Origin of the sequence: Pseudomonas sp. TH07, assembly GCF_016651285.1 — a bacterium.
Taxonomy (GTDB): Bacteria; Pseudomonadota; Gammaproteobacteria; order Pseudomonadales; family Pseudomonadaceae; genus Aquipseudomonas.
This window is the reverse complement of record NZ_JAEKED010000001.1, coordinates 1,543,997-1,565,878: the sequence shown is the minus strand read 5'-3', so window position 1 is coordinate 1,565,878 and position 21,882 is coordinate 1,543,997. Positions and strand designations below refer to the sequence as shown.

Here is a 21,882-nt window from a genome sequence, read left to right as displayed (position 1 = left end):
GGTGCTCAGTAAGAATAAACATAAAAACAAAGATTTAATAACTTTCTCTCTTTTAATTTCTATTGACTGTGATTCATCCACAGCTGGTTAAATTTTGTGCAAAGGGTTCTTTAGAGGTGGGGAAGTCCCTATACTTGTCGACCTGGTTCAAAAACCTGAGCCCAGACCTATTCCTAATTACCTAACTGAAGCAGGCACGAGGTGCGTGGTGGATTTCCCTTCCCGTTTTGAAGTGATCGTCATCGGCGGCGGTCATGCCGGTACCGAGGCAGCACTTGCATCAGCACGCATGGGGGCAAAAACCCTGTTGCTGACGCATAACGTGGAAACCCTCGGTGCCATGAGCTGCAACCCAGCCATTGGTGGCATTGGCAAAAGCCACCTGGTCAAGGAAATCGACGCCCTTGGCGGCGCGATGGCCATTGCCACCGATAAAGGTGGTATTCAATTTCGCGTATTGAACAGCCGCAAAGGCCCGGCGGTACGAGCGACACGTGCCCAGGCCGACCGCATTCTGTACAAGGCGGCTGTCCGCGAAATATTGGAAAACCAGCCGAACCTGTGGATATTTCAACAAGCCGCTGACGACCTGATCGTGGAACAGGACCAGGTTCGCGGTGTTGTGACTCAGATGGGCCTGCGTTTCTTCGCCGATTCCGTGGTGCTGACCACCGGGACCTTCCTTGGCGGACTTATCCACATCGGTATGCAGAATTACTCCGGTGGTCGCGCCGGCGATCCGCCGTCGATTGCTCTGGCACAGCGCCTGCGCGAACTGCCTCTGCGTGTCGGACGCCTGAAAACCGGTACGCCGCCACGCATTGACGGGCGTTCGGTGGATTTCTCGGTGATGTCCGAGCAGCCGGGCGATACCCCGATCCCGGTCATGTCGTTCATGGGCTCAAAAGAGCAGCATCCACGGCAAGTCAGCTGCTGGATTACCCATACCAACGCCCGGACTCACGAAATCATCGCCTCCAACCTCGACCGCTCGCCGATGTATTCCGGTGTGATCGAAGGTATTGGCCCGCGTTACTGCCCATCGATTGAAGACAAGATCCATCGCTTTGCCGACAAGGAAAGCCATCAGGTCTTTATCGAACCCGAAGGCCTGACCACTCATGAGCTGTACCCGAACGGGATCTCCACATCCCTGCCGTTCGATGTGCAGTTGCAGATCGTGCAATCGATCCGCGGCATGGAAAACGCGCACATCGTTCGTCCTGGTTATGCCATCGAGTACGACTACTTCGACCCGCGGGACCTGAAGTACAGCCTGGAAACCAAAGTCATCGGCGGCCTGTTTTTCGCTGGCCAGATCAATGGCACTACCGGTTACGAAGAGGCCGGCGCCCAAGGTTTGCTGGCCGGTACCAACGCTGCGCTGCGCGCCCAGGGTAAAGACAGCTGGTGCCCGCGTCGCGATGAGGCCTATATCGGGGTGTTGGTCGACGACCTGATTACCTTGGGTACTCAAGAACCGTATCGGATGTTCACTTCCCGTGCCGAGTACCGCCTGATCCTGCGCGAAGACAACGCCGACCTGCGCCTGACCGAGAAAGGTCGCGAATTGGGCCTGGTGGATGACACCCGTTGGGCTGCTTTCTGCAAAAAACGCGAGAGCATCGAGCTGGAAGAACAACGCCTGAAGAGCACCTGGGTTCGCCCCGGCACCCCACAGGGCGATGCGATTGCCGAAAAATTCGGCACCCCGCTGACGCACGAATACAACCTGCTGAACCTGTTGAGCCGTCCGGAAATCGACTACGTCGGACTGGTGGAAGTGACCGGGCAGGGCGCAGAAGATCCACAAGTCGCCGAGCAGGTTGAAATCAAGACCAAATACGCCGGCTACATCGATCGCCAACAGGACGAAATCGCTCGCCTGCGGGCCAGCGAAGACACCAAGTTGCCTGTGGATATCGACTACACCAAGATTTCCGGGCTCTCGAAAGAGATCCAGAGCAAGCTTGGCGTCACCCGTCCGGAGACCCTGGGCCAGGCTTCGCGCATTCCGGGCGTGACGCCGGCGGCGATTTCCCTGTTGATGATTCACTTGAAAAAACGCGGCGCCGGCCGTCAGTTGGAGCAAAGCGCTTGAGCTCAATGGTCACCTCGCAACATGCAGAAGAGTTATCCACAGGTGCTCGCGAGCTCGGTGTCACTCTGACAGAAACCCAGCATGCGCAATTGCTGGCGTACCTGGCCCTGTTGATCAAATGGAACAAGGCCTACAACCTGACCGCCGTGCGCGATCCGGACGAAATGGTCTCGCGTCATCTGCTCGATAGCTTGAGCGTGATGTCGTTCATCGAAAACGGTCGCTGGCTCGACGTCGGTAGCGGTGGAGGGATGCCTGGCATCCCCCTGGCGATCCTGTTTCCCGAGTCGCAAGTGACCTGCCTGGACAGCAACGGCAAGAAAACCCGCTTTCTGACCCAGGTCAAACTCGAACTCAAACTGGATAACCTTCAAGTTATCCACAGTCGCGTTGAAGCGTTCCAGCCTGAGCAGCCGTTCAACGGGATCATTTCCCGGGCGTTCAGCAGCATGGAGAACTTCACCAACTGGACTCGCCATCTTGGCGACCGCGATACACGTTGGCTGGCAATGAAGGGCGTTCATCCCGCGGATGAGCTGGTAGCATTGCCGACGGACTTCCACCTCGATAGCGAACAGGCCCTGGCCGTACCCGGTTGCCAAGGCCAACGCCATCTGCTGATACTGCGCCGCACGGCATGATTGGGAACACAAGCAAGAATGGCTAAGGTATTCGCGATAGCGAACCAAAAGGGTGGCGTGGGCAAGACCACCACCTGCATCAACCTCGCAGCATCCCTGGTCGCGACCAAGCGCCGGGTGCTGTTGATCGATCTTGATCCACAGGGCAACGCCACCATGGGTAGCGGTGTGGATAAACACGGCCTGGAGAACTCGGTCTATGACCTGCTGATCGGCGAATGCGATCTGGCCCAGGCGATGCACTTCTCCGAACACGGCGGTTATCAACTGCTGCCGGCCAACCGCGACCTGACCGCGGCAGAAGTCGTCCTGCTGGAAATGCAGATGAAAGAAAGCCGTCTGCGCAGCGCCTTGGCACCCATCCGCGAAAATTACGACTACATCCTGATCGACTGCCCACCGTCGCTGTCGATGCTCACCCTCAATGCGCTGGTGGCCGCCGATGGGGTGATTATCCCCATGCAGTGCGAGTACTTCGCCCTGGAAGGCTTGAGCGACCTTGTGGATAACATCAAGCGCATCGCCGAGTTGCTGAACCCCAACCTGAAGATCGAAGGCCTGCTGCGGACCATGTATGACCCGCGGCTGAGCCTGATGAACGACGTTTCGGCCCAGCTCAAGGAACACTTTGGCGAGCAGCTGTACGACACGGTCATTCCACGCAACATCCGTCTGGCCGAAGCGCCAAGCTACGGCATGCCGGCGTTGGCCTACGATAAACAATCGCGCGGTGCCCTGGCTTACCTGGCCCTGGCTGGCGAGATGGTTCGTCGCCAGCGTAAAAATTCACGCGCAGCCGCCGCTCAGGCAACTTAAGGAATCCCCATGGCCGTCAAGAAACGAGGTCTCGGACGTGGACTGGATGCACTGCTGAGTGGTCCGACCGTCAGTTCTCTGGAAGAACAGGCGACCCAAGCCGACCAGCGCGAGTTGCAACACCTGCCGCTGGACCTGATCCAGCGCGGCAAGTATCAACCGCGCCGTGACATGGACCCCCAGGCGCTGGAGGAATTGGCGCAGTCGATCAAGGCCCAGGGCGTGATGCAGCCGATCGTGGTTCGCCCCATCGGCTCCGGGCGTTTTGAAATCATCGCCGGTGAACGCCGTTGGCGCGCCAGCCAGCAGGCCGGTCAGGAAACCATCCCGGCGATGGTCCGCGACGTACCGGATGAAACCGCCATTGCCATGGCACTGATCGAAAACATCCAGCGCGAAGATCTCAACCCGATCGAAGAAGCCGTGGCCCTGCAGCGCTTGCAGCAGGAGTTCCAGCTGACTCAGCAACAGGTCGCCGAAGCCGTGGGCAAGTCCCGCGTGACCGTGGCCAACCTGCTGCGCCTGATCGCGCTGCCGGAAGTGATCAAGACCATGCTGTCCCATGGCGACCTGGAGATGGGTCATGCCCGAGCCTTGCTCGGTCTTCCGGAAAATCAACAGGTTGAAGGGGCGCGACACGTTGTCGCACGGGGGCTGACCGTACGCCAGACCGAGGCCCTGGTTCGCCAGTGGTTGAGTGGCAAACAGGAGCCCGCTGAACCGGTCAAGCCGGACCCGGATATCGCCCGACTCGAACAGCGTCTGGCTGAGCGCCTAGGCTCTGCGGTGCAGATCCGCCACGGGAAGAAGGGCAAAGGGCAGTTGGTGATTGGGTACAACTCCCTTGATGAGCTCCAGGGCGTCCTCGCACACATCCGCTGAAACATTTCCTCATGTAGCGCGCAGTCGGAAATCACTACCTGGCAGTTGAATAGGGGCTGAACCGCCCCTATACTCTGCGCGCATTTTGTCGGCACAAATTATGCCAAGTTATTGAATTCTGGCAGCCGACCATTGAGGAGCAACCGTGATGGAAACCCGCACGCCAAACCGCTTGCCGTTCCATCGCCTGGCAGTTTTTCCGGTATTACTGGCTCAATTTGTCGTCGTATTGCTGGCCGCCTTGGCGCTCTGGCAATGGCATGGAGTCGTAGCCGGATATTCAGGCCTCTGCGGAGGACTGATAGCCTTGCTGCCCAATGTGTACTTCGCTCATAGGGCATTTCGGTTTTCCGGCGCCCGAGCAGCTCAGGCTATCGTCCGGTCTTTTTATGCCGGCGAGGCGGGCAAACTGATTTTGACGGCAGTGCTGTTTGCATTGACGTTTGCAGGTGTGAAGCCATTGGCGCCGCTGGCTGTATTCGGTGCCTTCGTGCTGACCCAACTGGTCAGCTGGTTCGCTCCCCTGCTTATGACAACAAGACTTTCGAGACCTTAGGGCGTTTGAGGCAACCATGTCAGCAGAAACAACCGCTTCGGGCTATATCCAGCACCACTTACAGAACCTGACCTTCGGGCAGCTACCCAATGGCGGCTGGGGCTTTGCCCACACCGCCGCAGAAGCCAAGGAAATGGGCTTCTGGGCATTCCACGTCGATACCCTCGGCTGGTCTGTCGCACTGGGTGTGATCTTCGTTCTTCTGTTCCGCATGGCGGCCAAGAAGGCCACCTCCGGCGTGCCTGGCGCGCTGCAGAACTTCGTTGAAGTGATGGTCGGCTTTGTCGATGGCAGCGTGAAGGATAGCTTCCACGGTCGTAGCCCGGTGATTGCACCTCTGGCACTGACCATCTTCGTCTGGGTGTTCCTGATGAACGCCATCGACCTGGTACCCGTGGACTGGATTCCACAGTTGGCCATGTTGATCTCTGGCGATCAGCACATCCCATTCCGCGCAGTGTCGACCACTGACCCGAACGCCACCCTGGGCATGGCCCTGTCGGTGTTCGCGCTGATCATTTTCTACAGCATCAAGATCAAGGGCTTCGGCGGCTTCATCGGCGAACTGACCCTGCACCCGTTCGGCAGCAAGAACATCTTCGTTCAAGCCCTGCTGATCCCGGTGAACTTCCTGCTGGAATTCGTGACCCTGATTGCAAAGCCGATCTCTCTGGCTCTGCGTCTGTTCGGCAACATGTACGCTGGCGAGCTGGTGTTTATCCTGATCGCCGTGATGTTCGGCAGCGGCCTGCTCTGGCTCAGCGGCCTGGGCGTGGTGCTGCAATGGGCGTGGGCTGTGTTCCACATCCTGATCATCACCCTGCAAGCGTTTATCTTCATGATGCTGACCATCGTCTACCTGTCGATGGCGCACGAAGAGAACCATTAAGACCGGTTTCGACTAGTCTGATGTCCCTCTCGCCTCGGTGAGAGGGGGCCCTTACAGGGCATGAAACGATTTGTTTTACCGCTTTAATCTAAAAAACCTAAACCATACGACGTAAAAGTCGGGAGGAAAGATGGAAACTGTAGTTGGTCTAACCGCTATCGCTGTTGCACTGTTGATCGGCCTGGGCGCACTGGGTACCGCAATTGGTTTCGGCCTGTTGGGCGGCAAGTTCCTGGAAGGCGCAGCGCGTCAGCCAGAAATGGTTCCAATGCTGCAAGTTAAAATGTTCATCGTTGCCGGTCTGCTCGACGCCGTAACCATGATCGGCGTTGGTATCGCTCTGTTCTTCACCTTCGCAAACCCCTTCGTTGGCCAACTCGCTGGCTAATCACTCGATTCTTCGAGTTGATTGGTGTGATGGACAACGAACGAGCGAGGTGTTGGCGTGAACATTAATGCAACCCTGATTGGTCAGTCCGTTGCGTTCTTAATTTTTGTAGTGTTCTGCATGAAGTTCATTTGGCCTCCGGTCATTGCAGCTTTGCACGAACGCCAAAAGAAGATCGCGGATGGACTGGACGCTGCCAGCCGAGCAGCTCGTGACCTGGAACTGGCCCAAGATAAAGCGGGTCAGCAACTGCGCGATGCAAAAGCTCAGGCAGCCGAAATCATTGAGCAAGCCAAGAAACGCGGCTCTCAGATCGTCGACGAGGCCCGTGAACAGGCTCGTGTCGAAGCTGACCGTGTGAAGGCTCAGGCTCAGGCCGAGATCGAACAGGAACTGAACGGTGTCAAAGACGCGCTGCGTGCCCAACTGGGTAGCCTGGCAGTCAACGGCGCAGAGAAGATCCTGGGTGCCACAATCGATCAAAACGCGCACGCAGAGCTGGTTAACAAACTGGCTGCTGAAATTTAAGCGAGGGCGATCATGGCAGAACTGACCACGTTGGCCCGACCTTACGCTAAGGCGGCCTTCGAGCACGCTCAGGCCCACCAGCAACTGGCCTCTTGGTCAGCCATGCTCGGCCTGGCTGCAGCGGTGTCACAAGATGACACCATGCAGCGCGTGCTCAAGGCCCCGCGACTGACGAGCGCAGAAAAGGCCACCACGTTTATCGACGTGTGTGGCGACAAGTTTGATGCCAAGGCACAGAATTTCATTCACGTTGCCGCCGAAAACGATCGTCTCCTGCTGTTGCCGGAGATTTCCGCTCTGTTCGACCTGTACAAGGCCGAACAAGAGAAATCGGTAGATGTGGATGTCACCAGTGCTTTCGCATTGAACCAAGAACAGCAAGACAAACTCGCCAAGGTTCTCAGTGCACGGCTCGGCCGGGAAGTGCGCCTGCACGCTGCGGAGGATGCCAGCCTGATTGGTGGCGTCGTAATCCGCGCCGGCGACCTGGTTATCGATGGCTCGATTCGCGGCAAACTCGCGAATCTAGCCGAAGCATTGAAATCTTGAGTTTGAAGGGGCAGCAGAGCAATGCAGCAACTCAATCCTTCCGAAATAAGTGAAATTATCAAGGGCCGCATCGACAAGCTCGATGTGACCTCCCAAGCCCGTAACGAAGGCACTGTCGTCAGCGTATCTGACGGCATCGTGCGGATTCACGGTCTGGCCGACGTTATGTACGGCGAGATGATCGAGTTTCCGGGCGGCGTCTACGGTATGGCCCTCAACCTGGAGCAAGACTCCGTAGGTGCCGTTGTATTGGGCGCATACACCAGTCTGGCTGAAGGCATGAGCGCCAAGTGCACCGGCCGCATCCTCGAGGTTCCAGTGGGTAAGGAACTCCTGGGTCGCGTAGTCGACGCACTGGGTAACCCAGTTGACGGCAAAGGTCCGCTGAACAACACCTTGACCGACGCGGTCGAGAAAGTTGCTCCAGGCGTGATCTGGCGTAAGTCGGTAGACCAGCCTGTACAGACTGGCTACAAGGCTGTCGATGCCATGATCCCAGTCGGCCGTGGCCAGCGTGAGCTGATCATCGGTGACCGTCAGATCGGTAAAACCGCTCTGGCGATCGACGCGATCATCAACCAGAAGAACAGCGGTATCTTCTGCGTCTACGTTGCTATCGGTCAGAAACAATCGACCATCGCCAACGTGGTTCGCAAGCTGGAAGAAAACGGCGCCCTGGCCAACACGATCATCGTGGCTGCCAGTGCTTCGGAATCTCCTGCGCTGCAATTCCTGGCACCGTACTCCGGTTGCACCATGGGCGAGTTCTTCCGCGACCGCGGTGAAGACGCGCTGATCGTTTATGACGATCTGTCCAAGCAAGCAGTGGCTTACCGCCAGATTTCCCTGCTGCTGCGTCGTCCACCAGGCCGTGAAGCCTACCCAGGCGACGTGTTCTATCTCCACTCCCGTCTGCTGGAGCGCGCATCCCGCGTTTCGGAAGAGTACGTAGAGAAGTTCACCAACGGCGCGGTAACCGGCAAAACCGGTTCCCTGACTGCTCTGCCGATCATCGAAACTCAAGCTGGCGACGTTTCCGCGTTCGTTCCGACCAACGTGATTTCCATCACTGACGGTCAGATCTTCCTGGAATCGGCCATGTTCAACTCCGGGATCCGTCCTGCTGTGAACGCCGGTGTTTCGGTATCCCGTGTAGGTGGTGCTGCTCAGACCAAGATCATCAAGAAGCTCTCCGGTGGTATCCGTACCGCTCTGGCTCAGTACCGTGAACTGGCGGCATTCGCCCAGTTCGCTTCTGACCTGGACGAAGCGACCCGTAAGCAACTTGAGCATGGTCAGCGCGTTACCGAGCTGATGAAGCAGAAGCAATACGCGCCAATGTCGATCGCCGACATGTCGCTGTCGCTGTATGCCGCTGAGCGCGGGTTCCTGACTGACGTCGAAATCACCAAGGTCGGCAGCTTTGAACAAGCGCTGATTGCTTACTTCAACCGCGATCATGCCGACTTGTTGGCCAAGATCAACGTGAAGGGTGACTTCAATGACGAAATCGACGCTGGCCTGAAAGCCGGTATCGAGAAGTTCAAGGCCACCCAAACCTGGTAAGCCGCAGCGGGAGCCGCAAGGCTCCCGCTTGCTAACCTGATAGGTGTTACATGGCAGGCGCAAAAGAGATTCGCAGTAAGATTGCGAGCATCAAAAGCACGCAAAAAATTACCAGCGCCATGGAAAAAGTGGCGGTCAGCAAAATGCGCAAGGCACAAATGCGCATGGCTGCTAGCCGTCCTTATGCGGAGCGTATCCGCCAGGTAATTGGGCATCTGGCCAACGCCAACCCGGAATATCGCCACCCGTTCATGATCGACCGCGAAATCAAGCGCGTTGGTTATGTCGTCGTGAGCAGTGACCGTGGTTTGTGCGGTGGCTTGAACACCAACCTGTTCAAGGCCCTGGTCAAGGACATGGCGGTAAACCGCGAAAACGGCGTCGAGATCGATCTGTGCGTGGTAGGCAGCAAAGGTGCGGCATTCTTCCGCAACTTCGGCGGTAACGTCGTTGCAGCCATCAGCCACTTGGGTGAAGAGCCGTCGATCAATGATCTGATCGGCAGCGTCAAGGTGATGCTGGATGCTTATCTGGAAGGCCGTATTGATCGCCTGTCCGTGGTGTCCAACAAGTTCATCAACACCATGACGCAGCAGCCTAAGGTGGAGCAGTTGATTCCGCTGGAGGCAACCCCGGATCAAGAACTCAAGCACCACTGGGACTACCTCTACGAACCAGACGCCAAAGAGCTGCTAGACGGCTTGATGGTGCGCTACGTGGAGTCGCAGGTGTACCAGGCGGTGGTCGAGAACAACGCAGCTGAACAAGCCGCGCGGATGATCGCAATGAAGAACGCTACCGACAACGCCGGTGATTTGATCAGCGATTTGCAGCTGATCTACAACAAGGCGCGTCAGGCTGCGATCACCCAAGAGATCTCGGAAATCGTCGGCGGCGCTGCCGCGGTTTAACGGTTCAAATATTCAGAGGATCCAGCTATGAGTAGCGGACGTATCGTTCAAATCATCGGCGCCGTTATCGACGTGGAATTTCCACGCGACAGCGTACCGAGCATCTACAACGCGCTGAAAGTACAAGGCGCGGAAACTACTCTGGAAGTTCAGCAGCAGCTGGGCGACGGCGTAGTTCGTACCATTGCGATGGGTTCCACCGAAGGCTTGAAGCGCGGTCTGGACGTTATCGACTCTGGCGCAGCCATCTCCGTACCGGTCGGTAAAGCGACCCTGGGCCGGATCATGGACGTACTGGGCAATCCGATTGACGAAGCTGGCCCGATCGACACCGAAGAGCGTTGGGGCATCCACCGTCCTGCGCCGTCGTTCGCAGAACAAGCGGGCGGCAACGACCTGCTGGAAACCGGCATCAAGGTTATCGACCTGGTTTGCCCGTTTGCCAAAGGCGGTAAAGTCGGTCTGTTCGGTGGTGCCGGTGTAGGCAAAACCGTAAACATGATGGAACTGATCCGTAACATCGCCATCGAGCACAGCGGTTATTCCGTGTTCGCCGGTGTGGGTGAGCGTACTCGTGAGGGTAACGACTTCTACCACGAGATGAAGGATTCCAACGTTCTGGACAAAGTGGCACTGGTTTACGGTCAGATGAACGAGCCGCCGGGTAACCGTCTGCGCGTAGCACTGACCGGCCTGACCATGGCCGAGAAGTTCCGTGACGAAGGTAACGACGTTCTGTTGTTCGTCGACAACATCTATCGTTACACCCTGGCCGGTACTGAAGTATCCGCACTGCTGGGCCGTATGCCTTCCGCAGTAGGTTACCAGCCGACCCTGGCTGAAGAGATGGGCGTTCTGCAAGAACGTATCACTTCGACCAAAGAAGGTTCGATCACCTCGATCCAAGCGGTATACGTACCTGCGGATGACTTGACCGACCCGTCGCCAGCGACCACCTTCGCCCACTTGGACGCCACCGTCGTTCTGTCCCGTGACATCGCTTCCCTGGGTATCTACCCAGCGGTCGATCCACTCGACTCGACTTCGCGCCAGCTGGACCCGAACGTGATCGGCCAGGAGCACTACGACACCGCTCGCGGCGTTCAGTACGTGCTGCAGCGCTACAAAGAGCTGAAGGACATCATCGCGATCCTGGGTATGGACGAGCTGTCGGAAACCGACAAGCAGTTGGTATCCCGCGCTCGTAAGATCCAGCGCTTCTTGTCGCAGCCGTTCTTCGTGGCTGAAGTCTTCACCGGTGCTTCGGGTAAATACGTTTCCCTGAAAGACACCATTGCTGGCTTCAAAGGCATCCTCAACGGTGACTACGACCACCTGCCAGAACAAGCGTTCTACATGGTCGGCGGCATCGAAGAAGCGATCGAGAAAGCCAAGAAACTGTAATCCCGGCGCCCGGCAACGGGCGCTAATTTAGGTTGAGGCAAGCAGATGGCTATGACAGTCCATTGCGATATCGTCAGCGCGGAAGGGGAAATCTTCTCCGGTCTGGTTGAAATGGTAATTGCGCACGGTGAGCTGGGTGATCTTGGTATCGCTCTGGGTCACGCACCGCTGATCACCAATTTGAAGCCAGGTCCGATCCGCTTGATCAAGCAGGGCGGGGAAACCGAGGTGTTTTACATCTCCGGTGGTTTCCTCGAGGTTCAGCCGAACATGGTCAAGGTTCTTGCCGACACCGTGCAACGTGCTGCCGACCTGGACGAAGCCTCCGCTCAGCAAGCCGTCAAGGCCGCTGAGAAGGCCCTGAATGAAAAGGGCGCAGATTTCGACTACGGTTCTGCTGCTGCACGTCTGGCCGAGGCTGCAGCTCAGCTGCGCACCGTCCAGCAGATCCGCAAAAAGTTTGGCGGCTAAGCCCTGAGCTTTATGTGTGATTGATTAAAAAGGGTAGCCTCGGCTACCCTTTTTCTTTTTCTGCAACTCTCACTTCTTGGTCGTAGCCTGACCTCCCAGGATTGGTAGCCAGTCATGTCTCTCGAAATCGTTATTCTCGCTGCCGGTCAAGGCACGCGCATGCGCTCGGCCTTGCCGAAGGTTCTGCACCCGGTGGCGGGCAATTCCATGCTCGGCCATGTTATCCACAGTGCCCGCCAGCTCAGCCCGGAGCGGATTCACGTGGTCATCGGCCACGGTGCCGATGCCGTGCGCGAGCGCCTGGCAGCGGATGATCTGAATTTCGTGCTGCAGGACAAGCAGCTCGGTACCGGCCATGCGGTTGCCCAGGCGGTGCCGTTCATCAGTGCCGATACGGTGCTGATCCTCTATGGCGACGTGCCGTTGATCGAGGTCGAGACCCTGCAACGCCTGCTATTGCAGGCCGCCCCCGAGCAGTTGGGCCTGTTGACGGTTGAATTGGCGGACCCGACCGGCTACGGGCGCATCGTGCGCAACGGCGAAGGCAAGGTTACCGCCATCGTCGAGCAGAAGGACGCCAACGAAGCCGAGCGTGCTATCACCGAAGGCAACACCGGTATTCTCGCGGTCCCGGCCAAGCGCCTGGGCGACTGGATGAGTCGCCTGTCGAATAACAACGCCCAGGGCGAGTATTACCTGACCGACGTGATCGCCATGGCGGTCAGCGACGGGTTGACCGTGGCCACCGAGCAACCCCATGACGCCATGGAAGTGCAGGGCGCCAACGATCGCAAGCAACTGTCGGAACTGGAGCGGCACTACCAGTTGCGCGCGGCGCGTCGTCTGATGGCCCAGGGCGTGACCCTGCGCGACCCGGCACGTTTTGACGTCCGCGGTGACGTCACGGTCGGCCGCGACGTGCTGATCGATATCAACGTGATTCTTGAAGGCCGGGTGGTGATCGAGGACGACGTGGTTATCGGCCCTAACTGCGTGATCAAGGACAGCACCCTGTGCAAGGGGGTGGTGATCAAGGCGAACAGCCACATCGATGGCGCGGTGTTGGGCGAGGGCAGCGATGCCGGTCCTTTCGCCCGTCTGCGTCCGGGCACGGTGCTGGATGCCCGGGCCCATGTGGGTAACTTTGTCGAACTGAAGAATGCCCACCTCGGCGAAGACGCCAAGGCCGGTCATCTGACCTACCTGGGCGATGCCGAAATCGGCGCACGGACCAACATCGGTGCGGGCACCATCACCTGCAACTATGACGGCGCCAACAAGCACAAGACGGTGCTTGGCCAGGATGTATTCATCGGTTCCAACAACTCCCTGGTGGCGCCTGTGGATATCTTGGACGGCGCGACTACTGCGGCCGGTTCGACGATCAACCAGAAGGTGGAGAAATCCCAGTTGGCCGTGGCGCGCTCCCGGCAAAAGAATATCGACGGCTGGAAACGTCCGGAGAAGATCAAAAAGAACTGAGTTATCCACAGCCCGGGTGCAATGCCCGGGCTGTTGTTGCGTCGATGTCGGGCGCAAGTGTGCTCCCGACTTCCACCCGAGAGGCATGCACCGGGTAGCGCCGATCGTAGCTAGCCCCGTTCTGTGGATAACTCTCCACTCGCCAACACCCATGGTTTTTTCCATCGCCCGCTTGACGAATTTCAGCCGATAGGTTTTGATTGCTTCCGTTATCTTTCGAATCGAAACTTAAGCCCCCATGTCGAAACGCAATACACCCCAACGACGCCACAATATTCTTGCCTTGCTCAATGAACAGGGCGAAGTGAGCGTGGACGAGCTGGCCAAGCGCTTCGAAACTTCGGAAGTTACGATCCGCAAGGATCTGGCTGCACTTGAGAGCCACGGTTTGCTGCTGCGACGCTACGGCGGTGCTATCAGCATGCCCCAGGAATTGGTCAGCGAGATTGGCCAGCCGGTCTCCAAGTACAAGCAGGCTATCGCCCGCGCTGCGGTCAAACGCATTCGCGAGCACGCGCGGATCATCATCGACAGCGGCAGTACCACCGCCGCCATGATTCCCGAACTTGGCCAGCAGCCAGGCCTGGTGGTCATGACCAACTCCCTGCACGTGGCCAACGCCCTGAGCGAACTGGAGCACGAGCCGGTGCTGTTGATGACCGGTGGCACCTGGGACCCGCACTCCGAGTCCTTTCAAGGCCAGGTCGCCGAACAGGTACTACGCTCCTACGACTTCGACCAGTTGTTTATCGGCGCCGACGGTATCGATCTGGTGCGAGGAACCACCACCTTCAACGAGTTGCTGGGCCTGAGCCGAGTGATGGCCGATGTGGCCCGGGAAGTGGTGGTGATGGTGGAGGCTGACAAGATCGGCCGCAAGATTCCCAACCTGGAGCTGCCATGGAGCAGTGTCCATACCCTTATTACCGACGATCGCCTGCCGCTCGAGGCCCGCGACCAGATCCAGGCCCGTGGCATTACGCTGATATGCGCGGCTGTCATTTAGGAGAAAAACCATGTGTGGAATTGTTGGCGCCGTTGCTGAACGTAATATCACGCCGATCCTGCTCGAAGGCCTCAAGCGCCTTGAATACCGTGGCTATGACAGCGCCGGTGTAGCTGTTTTCACCAACGCCGGCACCCTTGAGCGCGTGCGTCGCCCGGGCAAGGTCAGCGAGTTGGAACAGGCCCTGGAGGCGGAACCTCTGGTTGGTCGCCTGGGTATCGCCCACACCCGTTGGGCCACCCACGGTGCCCCTTGCGAGCGCAACGCCCACCCGCATTTCTCCGGCGACCTGGCCGTGGTGCACAACGGCATCATCGAGAACCACGAAGCCCTGCGCGCACAGCTCAAGGCCCAGGGTTATGTGTTCACCTCCGACACCGACACCGAAGTCATCGCCCACCTGCTGAACCTCAAGCTCAAGGAGCTGGGTGACCTGACCGTGGCCCTCAAGGCCACCGTCAAAGAGTTGCATGGCGCCTACGGCCTGGCGGTGATCAGCGCCTCCCAGCCTGACCGCGTGATTGCCGCCCGCAGCGGCAGCCCGCTGGTGATCGGCCTGGGCCTTGGCGAGAACTTCCTGGCTTCCGACCAACTGGCCCTGCGCCAGGTGACCGACCGCTTCATGTACCTGGAGGAGGGCGATATCGCCGAGATCCGCCGCGACAGCGTGCAGATCTGGGACGTGACGGGGAACCCGGTCGAGCGCGAAGCCGTGCAGTACCGCGACGGTGCCGAAGCTGCCGACAAGGGCGAGTTCCGCCACTTCATGCTCAAGGAAATCCACGAGCAGCCAGCCGTGGTGCAACGCACCCTGGAAGGCCGTCTGAGTCAGAACCAGGTGTTGGTCCAGGCCTTCGGTCCACAGGCCGCCGAGCTGTTCGCCAAAGTGCGCAATGTCCAGATCGTCGCCTGCGGCACCAGTTACCACGCCGGCATGGTTGCCCGTTACTGGCTCGAAGAGCTGGCCGGCATCCCGTGCCAGGTCGAAGTTGCCAGCGAGTTCCGCTACCGCAAGGTGGTGGTGCAGCCTGACACCCTGTTCGTCACCATTTCCCAGTCCGGGGAAACCGCCGACACCCTGGCCGCCCTGCGCAATGCCAAGGAGCTGGGTTTCCTCGCCAGCCTGGCCATCTGCAACGTCGGCATCAGCTCGCTGGTGCGTGAATCCGACCTGACCCTGCTGACCCAGGCCGGCCGTGAAATCGGCGTAGCCTCGACCAAGGCCTTCACCACGCAACTGGTCGGTCTGCTGCTGCTGACCCTGTCCCTGGGCCAGGTCCGTGGCACCTTGGCCAAGGGCGTCGAAGCGACCCTGGTAGAAGAGCTGCGCCGCCTGCCGACCCGCCTGGGCGAAGCCCTGGCCATGGACAGCACGGTGGAAAAAATCGCTGAGCTGTTCGCCGAGAAGAACCACACCCTGTTCCTGGGTCGCGGTGCGCAATTCCCGGTGGCCATGGAAGGGGCGCTCAAGCTCAAGGAAATCTCCTACATTCACGCTGAAGCCTACCCGGCCGGCGAGTTGAAACACGGCCCGCTGGCGCTTGTGGATAACGACATGCCGGTGGTGACTGTGGCGCCGAACAACGAGTTGCTGGAGAAGCTCAAGTCCAACCTGCAGGAAGTGCGCGCCCGTGGCGGCGAGCTGATCGTGTTCGCCGATGAGCAGGCAGGCATGACCAATGGCGAAGGCACCCACGTGGTCCACATGCCGCATATCCACGACATCCTGTCGCCGATCCTCTACACCATCCCGCTGCAACTGCTGTCCTACTACGTCGCCGTGCTCAAGGGCACCGACGTCGACCAACCGCGCAACCTGGCCAAGTCGGTGACAGTGGAGTGAGTTATCCACAGGCGTAAATCGCGTGGATTGACAGGCTTAAAACTGTCGCAGGAGCCGGCTAGGTCTGTCCTACCGCCTCCTGCCTTTCGCAACCACCTCGCGCCTGATGGTCCAACACTGAGCAAAGGGCGCAGTTAAAGGTGGAAATCGCCCGCAGCCTCCGGCTGGTAAAGCACTTTCCTGATCTCAATCCGACGGGTCCGATCTGAAATTCGCCAGTCGATGGCGTCCCCCTCCTGATAGCCCAGGATGGCGGCGCCGATATCGGAATACACGGAATGCTTCCCTGCGTTGCTGTCCGCGTCTTCAGGGTAGACCAAGGCCACTTCCATCTCTTCGTCGTCCAGCTGCAGCAAGGTCCTAGAGTTCATCGTGACGACATTGCGCGCCACCTGCTGTGGCTTGACCACAATGGCTCGCTCAAGCTCATGTTCGAGTTCAACAACGGCCGGGCCTTGCTCGAGCACGATTAGACTTTCGAGCCTGGCCTTGTCGATTTCAGTGATGTAGATCCTGGTGGAGTCGCCAGCAGCACCTTCGCGCAAGAACTGGCGATAGCGCCCCGCCGTCATGGAAAATGACTTCAATGTCGGCGTTTCGCTCTCAAGCACAAAGCCGCTGCGCAAAAAGGCTTTCAGCGAGCGCGCGTTGTCCGGGTGGATCTTGGCGATGAGCTTCTTGGCCCGCATGTCGAGGAAGGCCAGTTTCATGCCTTCGCGGATCGTGCGGGCGCCAAGGTTGCGGCCCCATTTGTCGCTGTTTCCGATGACCAGGACTATCTCGCAATTTGAGTCGGTCTTGATCAGACGGACAAAGCCCACCGGGGCGTCGTGCCGGTCATAGGCCATGAAGAATCGGCCGCCCTGGTTGAATAGATGGGTCAGGATCGGCGATTGAGTCCGATCGATGGCTTGCTCGATGGAGCGCGAGACATCACGCGAATCGCTCAGATAGCAGGTAACGCGTTCGTCTTCCAACCAATCCATCAGCGTCAGCGCGTGCGCCCGAGTAATTTCAGGGCACAAAGAAATGAAAGGCTTGTTCATCTTCACCACACTTATCGCAAAGGATGAAAGCCCTTCATGGCTATGGCCATGACGGTTCTTTCGGCAACCGGCTATGTTAAGACATAACGCGAGGAATGCCGAATTGCCTGGGGCGTTTGACGATTCAGCGTCTGGTCACTGACCGTACATAAACACCGCCACGTCGGTTTCTCTTCCCACGGGAAACAGCGTGGCGATTTTTTTGGCTGGGTACAGGACAGCCCTTTCTCTTGATATGCATTGGCTGAAAAATTCTACGCCCCGCTAATTGATCGCATAAAACATCGACAAGAGTTATGCACCGCTAACTTGGCGGCGATATCTTGCTTAATTGGCAAGTGTATTAATCTCGGCTGGCCATTATTCGCCCGTAACTACTGGGTATAAGCAACATGGCTGCGGCTTTTCAGCCGATATAAGACCGGGTTGAAAATAACGCGGTCTATTGATCGCCCGTAGCCCTGCTGCACGGGGAGCGGCCTATGGCCGGCCAGCGGCCCTCACGGAAAAGCACAAGACTTCCGACCGAAAAACCGGATAATACCGGCCAAATTTGTGGCTCGTTATTCTGGTAATCCCCCATGGAAATCAAGGTCAACTTTCTCGACAACCTTCGACTTGAAGCCAAGTTCGATGACTTCACGGTAGTGGCCGATCAGCCTATTCGCTATAAGGGCGATGGCTCGGCACCGGGTCCATTCGATTACTTTCTGGCTTCGTCGGCGCTGTGTGCGGCCTATTTCGTGAAGTTGTATTGCGACACTCGCAGTATTCCTACCGAGAATATCCGCCTGTCGCAGAACAACATTGTTGACCCGGAAAATCGCTACAACCAGATTTTCAAGATCCAGGTTGAGTTGCCGGCTGATATTTCCGACAAAGACCGCCAGGGCATCCTGCGCTCCATCGACCGTTGCACGGTGAAGAAGGTGGTGCAGGCCGGGCCGGAGTTTGTGATTGAGGAAGTGGAAAACCTGGATGCCGATGCCCAGGCGTTGTTGATGCCCAATGCGGCCAGCGATGCAGGCACCTACATTGTGGGCAAGGACCTGCCGCTGGAGCAGACCATCGCCAATATGTCGGCCATTCTGGCGGGCCTGGGGATGAAGATCGAGATCGCCTCGTGGCGCAATATCGTGCCCAATGTGTGGTCGCTGCATATCCGCGATGCGCATTCGCCGATGTGTTTCACCAACGGCAAGGGTGCGACCAAGGAAGGCGCGCTGGCGTCGGCCCTGGGCGAGTTTATCGAGCGCCTCAACTGCAACTTCTTCTACAACGATCAGTTCTGGGGCGAGGACATCGCCAACGCGGCGTTTGTGCATTACCCGGATGAGCGCTGGTTCAAGCCTGGCCGTAAAGATGAACTGCCGGCCGGCATTCTCGATGCGTATTGCCTGAAGATCTACAACCGCGATGGCGAGTTGCGCGGTTCGCATTTGTACGACACCAACTCCGGCAACGAAGAGCGCGGCATCGTTTCGCTGCCCTTTGTGCGTCAGTCCGATGGCGAGGTGGTGTATTTCCCATCGAACCTGATCGAAAACCTGTTCCTCAGCAACGGCATGAGTGCCGGCAACACGCTGGCCGAAGCCCAGGTGCAGTGCCTGTCGGAGATCTTCGAGCGTGCGGTGAAACGCGAAATCATCGAAGGTGAATTCGCGCTGCCGGATGTGCCCCAGGAAGTGCTGGCCAAATACCCTGGGATCCTGGCGGGGATTCAGGGGCTGGAAGCCCAGGGTTTCCCGGTGCTGGTGAAGGACGCGTCCCTGGGCGGTGAGTTTCCGGTGATGTGCGTAACCTTGATGAACCCGCGCACCGGCGGTGTATTCGCTTCGTTCGGCGCCCACCCAAGCCTGGAAGTGGCGCTGGAGCGCAGCCTCACCGAATTGCTGCAAGGCCGTAGTTTTGAAGGCCTCAACGATTTGCCCCAGCCGACTTTCGAAGGCCATGCGGTCACTGAGCCGAACAACTTCGTCGAGCACTTTATCGACTCCAGCGGCGTGGTGTCGTGGCGTTTCTTCAGCTCCAAGTCGGACTACGAGTTTGTGGAGTGGGACTTCACCAGCCAGGGTGAGAACGCCAACGCCGAAGAGGCCGCGACGCTGTTCGGCATTCTCGAAGGCATGGGTAAAGAAGCCTACATGGCGGTCTACGAGCATCTCGGCGCCCCGGCCTGTCGCATCCTGGTGCCGGACTACTCGGAAATTTATCCGGTGGACGATCTGATTTGGGATAACACCAACAAAGCGCTGTTCTTCCGCGCCGATATCCTCAACCTGCATCGCCTGGACGAGGAGGCCCTGAAAGACCTGGTCGAGCGTCTGGTGGAAAGTGAGCTGGACGACTACACCGATATCACCACCTTGATCGGCATCGAGTTCGACGACAACACGGCCTGGGGCCAGTTGACCATCCTTGAGCTGAAGCTGCTGATTTACCTGGCCCTGCAGCAATTTGAAGAAGCCAAGGAGGCGGTCGAAACCTTCCTCCAGTACAACGACAACACGGTCGAGCGCGGGCTGTTCTACCAGGCCGTGAACGCGGTGCTGGAAATGGAACTGGACGAAGACCTGGAGCTGGAAGACTACGAGGTCAATTTCCGCCGCATGTTCGGCAACGAGCGGATGGACGCCGCGATCGGTTCGGTCAATTCCAGCGTGCGTTTCTACGGCCTGACACCGACCAGCATGAAGCTGGAAGGGCTCGACCGGCACCTGCGGCTGATCGACAGCTACAAGAAGCTGCACACGGCGCGGGCCAATGTCGCGGCGTCAGCTCGTTAAATGCCCAGGTCGCGCCTGCTGTACCCATTGATCTTGGCCGGCGCGGCCACGCTCCTGTTGCTGGGGGCCCTGACGCCGGTACTGTCCAACGGTCTGCTGATGCTGCTGGAGCGCTCCAACTTCATCCCGGCCGAGTCGTCGATCTGGACCTTCGAACCCACGGTGACCAACCAGGGGTCGTCGTCCTATTGGCTGTACGGCGAAGACCGACAGCACTATTTCTATTTCTCCTACACGCCGGATGCGCCTTATCGGTTGATCGCCAAGAACAACGGCTGCGTGGCGTTCGACAAGCATGACGTCACCACCTGGTGCATTCGCTAGAACAACCACCGCCGCCGAGGTTGATCCATGGATAGATTCCAGGAAATGCAGGTGTTCGTCTGCGTTGCCCAAGAGCAGGGATTTGCGGCGGCGGCCCGGCGCTTGAACCTGTCGGCGGCCAGTGTGACCCGCGCGGTGGCGGCACTCGAACAGCGCATTGGCAGCCTGCTGCTGACCCGCACCACCCGCAGCGTGCACGTGACCGATGCCGGCCAGCGTTTCCTGGAAGACTGCCGGCGAATCCTTGGCGAATTGCAGGACGCCGAAGCCTCGGCCGCCGGGGTGCACGCCCAGCCCCGTGGGCAACTGACGATCACCGCGCCGGTGTTGTTTGGCGATTTGTTTGTCACGCCGCTGGTGGTCGATTATCTGCGCCAGTTTCCCGAGGTCAGCATCAACGCGTTGCTGGTGGATCGGGTGGCGAGCATGGTCGACGAGGGCATCGACGTCGCGGTGCGCATCGGCGAGCTGCCGGACAGCGGCCAGCATGCGATCCGGGTTGGCGAAGTGCGCCGGGTGGTGTGTGCCTCGCCGGACTTTCTGTCGGCCCATGGTCGGCCCCAGCACCCGGAGGATTTGCGTCAGGCAACGATCATTGCCCCGTCTGCGGTCGGCCAGTCGCGTCATTGGCAGTTTGAGCAGGGCGGCACCGCACTGAATATTCGCCTGGAGCCACGGCTGCTGGTTTCCGCCAACCAGGCGGCGATCAGCGCGGCGTGCCTGGGGCTGGGCCTGACCCGGGTGCTGTCGTACCAGGTGGCGAGCAGAGTGGCGGCTGGCGAGCTGGAAATCGTATTGCAGGCCTTCGAGCTGGCGCCCTTGCCGATTCATGTGGTGTATCAGGGCGGGCGCAAGGCGCCGGCGCGGGTGCGCAGTTTTGTCGATCTGGCGGTACAGGGGCTGCGCGAGCACCCGGCGTTGAGCCGCTAGCCATCAGGCTTTATTGCAGCCAATGAAATAATGGATTGTGTTTTCTGGTGATTCTGCAGTTTTCACCCAGGGTGGAAGATGGCTCCCGTCAGTGCGGCTCCCGTGAGCCGTCGTTACTTTGCGGAGTTCCTGTGTCCCAGTCCCCGATCAAGTTTTACAACTTCCCCCGTTCTGGCCACGCGCACCGCGTCGAGTTGATGCTGTCGCTGCTGCACCTGCCGGTCGAGACCCTGTTGGTCGACCTGACCCAAGGGGTACACAAACAGCCGGCGTTCCTGGCATTGAATGCATTCGGCCAGGTGCCGGTGATTGATGACCAGGGGGTGATCCTGGCCGACTCCAACGCGATTCTGGTGTACCTGGCGCAGCGCTATGGCCAGGGCCGCTGGCTGCCAAGTGACCCGGTAGGCGCGGCACGGGTTCAGCGTTGGCTGTCGGTGGCGGCGGGGCCGTTGGCCTCGGGCCCGGCCACGGCACGCCTGATTACGGTGTTTGGCGCGCCGGGCGATGCCCCGCAAGTGATTGCCCGTTCTCACGCGCTGCTCAAGGTGCTCGATCAGGAACTGGCGCCGCAGCCTTACCTGGCAGGTGCCGAGCCGACCATCGCCGATGTGGCGTGCTACAGCTATATCGCCCACGCCCCGGAAGGCAACGTGTCCCTGGCCGATTACCCCCAGGTCCGCGCCTGGCTGGCGCGCATCGAAGCCTGGCCCGGTTTTGTCCCGATGCCGCGTACCGTGGCCGGCCTGTACACCGCGTAAAC

21 protein-coding genes are annotated in these 21,882 nt (G+C 58.9%); 20 read left to right on the top strand and 1 reads right to left on the bottom strand.

From position 1 onward, the window contains the following. The first annotated feature begins 208 nt into the window (after window positions 1–208). From mnmG to glmS, 16 genes are all read left to right on the top strand, one after another. Entirely contained in the window at window positions 209–2,101 is a 1,893-nt protein-coding gene (mnmG, locus tag JFU57_RS07425; protein WP_201128691.1) for a tRNA uridine-5-carboxymethylaminomethyl(34) synthesis enzyme MnmG, read from the top strand. A gap of 5 nt (window positions 2,102–2,106) precedes the next feature. Then, entirely contained in the window at window positions 2,107–2,742 is a 636-nt protein-coding gene (gene rsmG, locus JFU57_RS07420; RefSeq protein WP_177326747.1) for a 16S rRNA (guanine(527)-N(7))-methyltransferase RsmG, read from the top strand. Window positions 2,743–2,760: 18 nt separating this feature from the next. Then, a complete protein-coding gene (locus JFU57_RS07415; RefSeq protein WP_020294934.1) occupies window positions 2,761–3,558 on the top strand; it encodes a ParA family protein in 798 nt (265 codons plus the stop codon). Between the two features lie 9 nt (window positions 3,559–3,567). Then, window positions 3,568–4,440, top strand: a complete 873-nt coding sequence (locus tag JFU57_RS07410) for a ParB/RepB/Spo0J family partition protein (RefSeq protein WP_020294933.1) — start codon at window positions 3,568–3,570, stop codon at window positions 4,438–4,440. A 148-nt stretch (window positions 4,441–4,588) separates the two neighbouring features. Beyond that, entirely contained in the window at window positions 4,589–4,996 is a 408-nt protein-coding gene (locus tag JFU57_RS07405) for a F0F1 ATP synthase subunit I (RefSeq protein ID WP_020294932.1), read from the top strand. A gap of 16 nt (window positions 4,997–5,012) precedes the next feature. Beyond that, window positions 5,013–5,885 carry a F0F1 ATP synthase subunit A gene (atpB, locus tag JFU57_RS07400; RefSeq protein WP_078470341.1) on the top strand — a complete coding sequence of 291 codons (873 nt, stop codon included), beginning with the start codon at window positions 5,013–5,015 and terminating at the stop codon, window positions 5,883–5,885. Between the two features lie 130 nt (window positions 5,886–6,015). Next, window positions 6,016–6,273, top strand: a complete 258-nt coding sequence (gene atpE, locus JFU57_RS07395) for a F0F1 ATP synthase subunit C (protein WP_002555987.1) — start codon at window positions 6,016–6,018, stop codon at window positions 6,271–6,273. A gap of 57 nt (window positions 6,274–6,330) precedes the next feature. Further along, window positions 6,331–6,801: a F0F1 ATP synthase subunit B gene (locus JFU57_RS07390; RefSeq protein WP_020294929.1), complete on the top strand. Its 471-nt coding sequence runs from the start codon at window positions 6,331–6,333 to the stop codon at window positions 6,799–6,801. Window positions 6,802–6,813: 12 nt separating this feature from the next. Then, the gene (locus JFU57_RS07385) at window positions 6,814–7,350 is read left to right on the top strand and encodes a F0F1 ATP synthase subunit delta (RefSeq protein ID WP_020294928.1); all 537 of its coding nucleotides are present in this window, start codon (window positions 6,814–6,816) and stop codon (window positions 7,348–7,350) included. A gap of 21 nt (window positions 7,351–7,371) precedes the next feature. Further along, a complete protein-coding gene (gene atpA / locus JFU57_RS07380) occupies window positions 7,372–8,916 on the top strand; it encodes a F0F1 ATP synthase subunit alpha (protein ID WP_020294927.1) in 1,545 nt (514 codons plus the stop codon). A 50-nt stretch (window positions 8,917–8,966) separates the two neighbouring features. After that, the gene (gene atpG, locus JFU57_RS07375) at window positions 8,967–9,827 is read left to right on the top strand and encodes a F0F1 ATP synthase subunit gamma (protein ID WP_020294926.1); all 861 of its coding nucleotides are present in this window, start codon (window positions 8,967–8,969) and stop codon (window positions 9,825–9,827) included. Window positions 9,828–9,854: 27 nt separating this feature from the next. Continuing rightward, window positions 9,855–11,231 carry a F0F1 ATP synthase subunit beta gene (gene atpD / locus JFU57_RS07370; RefSeq protein ID WP_020294925.1) on the top strand — a complete coding sequence of 459 codons (1,377 nt, stop codon included), beginning with the start codon at window positions 9,855–9,857 and terminating at the stop codon, window positions 11,229–11,231. Between the two features lie 45 nt (window positions 11,232–11,276). Beyond that, window positions 11,277–11,702 carry a F0F1 ATP synthase subunit epsilon gene (locus tag JFU57_RS07365; RefSeq protein WP_078470342.1) on the top strand — a complete coding sequence of 142 codons (426 nt, stop codon included), beginning with the start codon at window positions 11,277–11,279 and terminating at the stop codon, window positions 11,700–11,702. Window positions 11,703–11,816: 114 nt separating this feature from the next. Continuing rightward, on the top strand, window positions 11,817–13,184 hold the full coding sequence (gene glmU / locus JFU57_RS07360; RefSeq protein WP_201128689.1) for a bifunctional UDP-N-acetylglucosamine diphosphorylase/glucosamine-1-phosphate N-acetyltransferase GlmU: 1,368 nt from the start codon (window positions 11,817–11,819) through the stop codon (window positions 13,182–13,184). Between the two features lie 238 nt (window positions 13,185–13,422). Beyond that, entirely contained in the window at window positions 13,423–14,190 is a 768-nt protein-coding gene (locus tag JFU57_RS07355) for a DeoR/GlpR family DNA-binding transcription regulator (protein ID WP_020294921.1), read from the top strand. A gap of 10 nt (window positions 14,191–14,200) precedes the next feature. After that, on the top strand, window positions 14,201–16,033 hold the full coding sequence (gene glmS, locus JFU57_RS07350; RefSeq protein ID WP_078470344.1) for a glutamine--fructose-6-phosphate transaminase (isomerizing): 1,833 nt from the start codon (window positions 14,201–14,203) through the stop codon (window positions 16,031–16,033). Between the two features lie 134 nt (window positions 16,034–16,167). On the opposite strand, the gene JFU57_RS07345 is transcribed toward glmS, so the two are convergent. After that, a complete protein-coding gene (locus JFU57_RS07345; protein ID WP_078470345.1) occupies window positions 16,168–17,079 on the bottom strand; it encodes a bifunctional GNAT family N-acetyltransferase/nucleoside diphosphate kinase regulator in 912 nt (303 codons plus the stop codon). 581 nt (window positions 17,080–17,660) lie between these two features. Between JFU57_RS07345 and JFU57_RS07340 the strand changes: the two genes are divergently transcribed. The 4 genes from JFU57_RS07340 (at window position 17,661) to JFU57_RS07325 (ending at window position 21,880) form a co-directional block, all read left to right on the top strand. Next, window positions 17,661–19,865 carry an OsmC domain/YcaO domain-containing protein gene (locus JFU57_RS07340; protein WP_078470346.1) on the top strand — a complete coding sequence of 735 codons (2,205 nt, stop codon included), beginning with the start codon at window positions 17,661–17,663 and terminating at the stop codon, window positions 19,863–19,865. Beyond that, the gene (locus JFU57_RS07335) at window positions 19,866–20,189 is read left to right on the top strand and encodes a hypothetical protein (RefSeq protein WP_201128687.1); all 324 of its coding nucleotides are present in this window, start codon (window positions 19,866–19,868) and stop codon (window positions 20,187–20,189) included. It begins immediately after the preceding gene. 27 nt (window positions 20,190–20,216) lie between these two features. Continuing rightward, complete coding sequence (locus JFU57_RS07330; protein WP_201128685.1) at window positions 20,217–21,119, top strand: LysR family transcriptional regulator; 903 nt, start codon at window positions 20,217–20,219, stop codon at window positions 21,117–21,119. Window positions 21,120–21,250: 131 nt separating this feature from the next. Continuing rightward, the gene (locus JFU57_RS07325; RefSeq protein ID WP_201128683.1) at window positions 21,251–21,880 is read left to right on the top strand and encodes a glutathione S-transferase N-terminal domain-containing protein; all 630 of its coding nucleotides are present in this window, start codon (window positions 21,251–21,253) and stop codon (window positions 21,878–21,880) included. The last annotated feature ends 2 nt before the right edge of the window (window positions 21,881–21,882 follow it).

What these genes read in the sequence shown, in the direction of transcription:
- rsmG (WP_177326747.1), top strand. Translation starts at nt 2,107, where the DNA reads ATGGTCACCTCGCAACATGCAGAAGAGTTATCCACAGGTGCTCGCGAG.
- JFU57_RS07415 (WP_020294934.1), top strand. Translation starts at nt 2,761, where the DNA reads ATGGCTAAGGTATTCGCGATAGCGAACCAAAAGGGTGGCGTGGGCAAG.
- JFU57_RS07410 (WP_020294933.1), top strand. Translation starts at nt 3,568, where the DNA reads ATGGCCGTCAAGAAACGAGGTCTCGGACGTGGACTGGATGCACTGCTG.
- JFU57_RS07405 (WP_020294932.1), top strand. Translation starts at nt 4,589, where the DNA reads ATGGAAACCCGCACGCCAAACCGCTTGCCGTTCCATCGCCTGGCAGTT.
- atpB (WP_078470341.1), top strand. Translation starts at nt 5,013, where the DNA reads ATGTCAGCAGAAACAACCGCTTCGGGCTATATCCAGCACCACTTACAG.
- atpE (WP_002555987.1), top strand. Translation starts at nt 6,016, where the DNA reads ATGGAAACTGTAGTTGGTCTAACCGCTATCGCTGTTGCACTGTTGATC.
- JFU57_RS07385 (WP_020294928.1), top strand. Translation starts at nt 6,814, where the DNA reads ATGGCAGAACTGACCACGTTGGCCCGACCTTACGCTAAGGCGGCCTTC.
- atpA (WP_020294927.1), top strand. Translation starts at nt 7,372, where the DNA reads ATGCAGCAACTCAATCCTTCCGAAATAAGTGAAATTATCAAGGGCCGC.
- atpG (WP_020294926.1), top strand. Translation starts at nt 8,967, where the DNA reads ATGGCAGGCGCAAAAGAGATTCGCAGTAAGATTGCGAGCATCAAAAGC.
- atpD (WP_020294925.1), top strand. Translation starts at nt 9,855, where the DNA reads ATGAGTAGCGGACGTATCGTTCAAATCATCGGCGCCGTTATCGACGTG.
- JFU57_RS07365 (WP_078470342.1), top strand. Translation starts at nt 11,277, where the DNA reads ATGGCTATGACAGTCCATTGCGATATCGTCAGCGCGGAAGGGGAAATC.
- glmU (WP_201128689.1), top strand. Translation starts at nt 11,817, where the DNA reads ATGTCTCTCGAAATCGTTATTCTCGCTGCCGGTCAAGGCACGCGCATG.
- JFU57_RS07355 (WP_020294921.1), top strand. Translation starts at nt 13,423, where the DNA reads ATGTCGAAACGCAATACACCCCAACGACGCCACAATATTCTTGCCTTG.
- glmS (WP_078470344.1), top strand. Translation starts at nt 14,201, where the DNA reads ATGTGTGGAATTGTTGGCGCCGTTGCTGAACGTAATATCACGCCGATC.
- JFU57_RS07345 (WP_078470345.1), bottom strand. Translation starts at nt 17,079, where the DNA reads ATGAACAAGCCTTTCATTTCTTTGTGCCCTGAAATTACTCGGGCGCAC.
- JFU57_RS07340 (WP_078470346.1), top strand. Translation starts at nt 17,661, where the DNA reads ATGGAAATCAAGGTCAACTTTCTCGACAACCTTCGACTTGAAGCCAAG.
- JFU57_RS07335 (WP_201128687.1), top strand. Translation starts at nt 19,866, where the DNA reads ATGCCCAGGTCGCGCCTGCTGTACCCATTGATCTTGGCCGGCGCGGCC.
- JFU57_RS07330 (WP_201128685.1), top strand. Translation starts at nt 20,217, where the DNA reads ATGGATAGATTCCAGGAAATGCAGGTGTTCGTCTGCGTTGCCCAAGAG.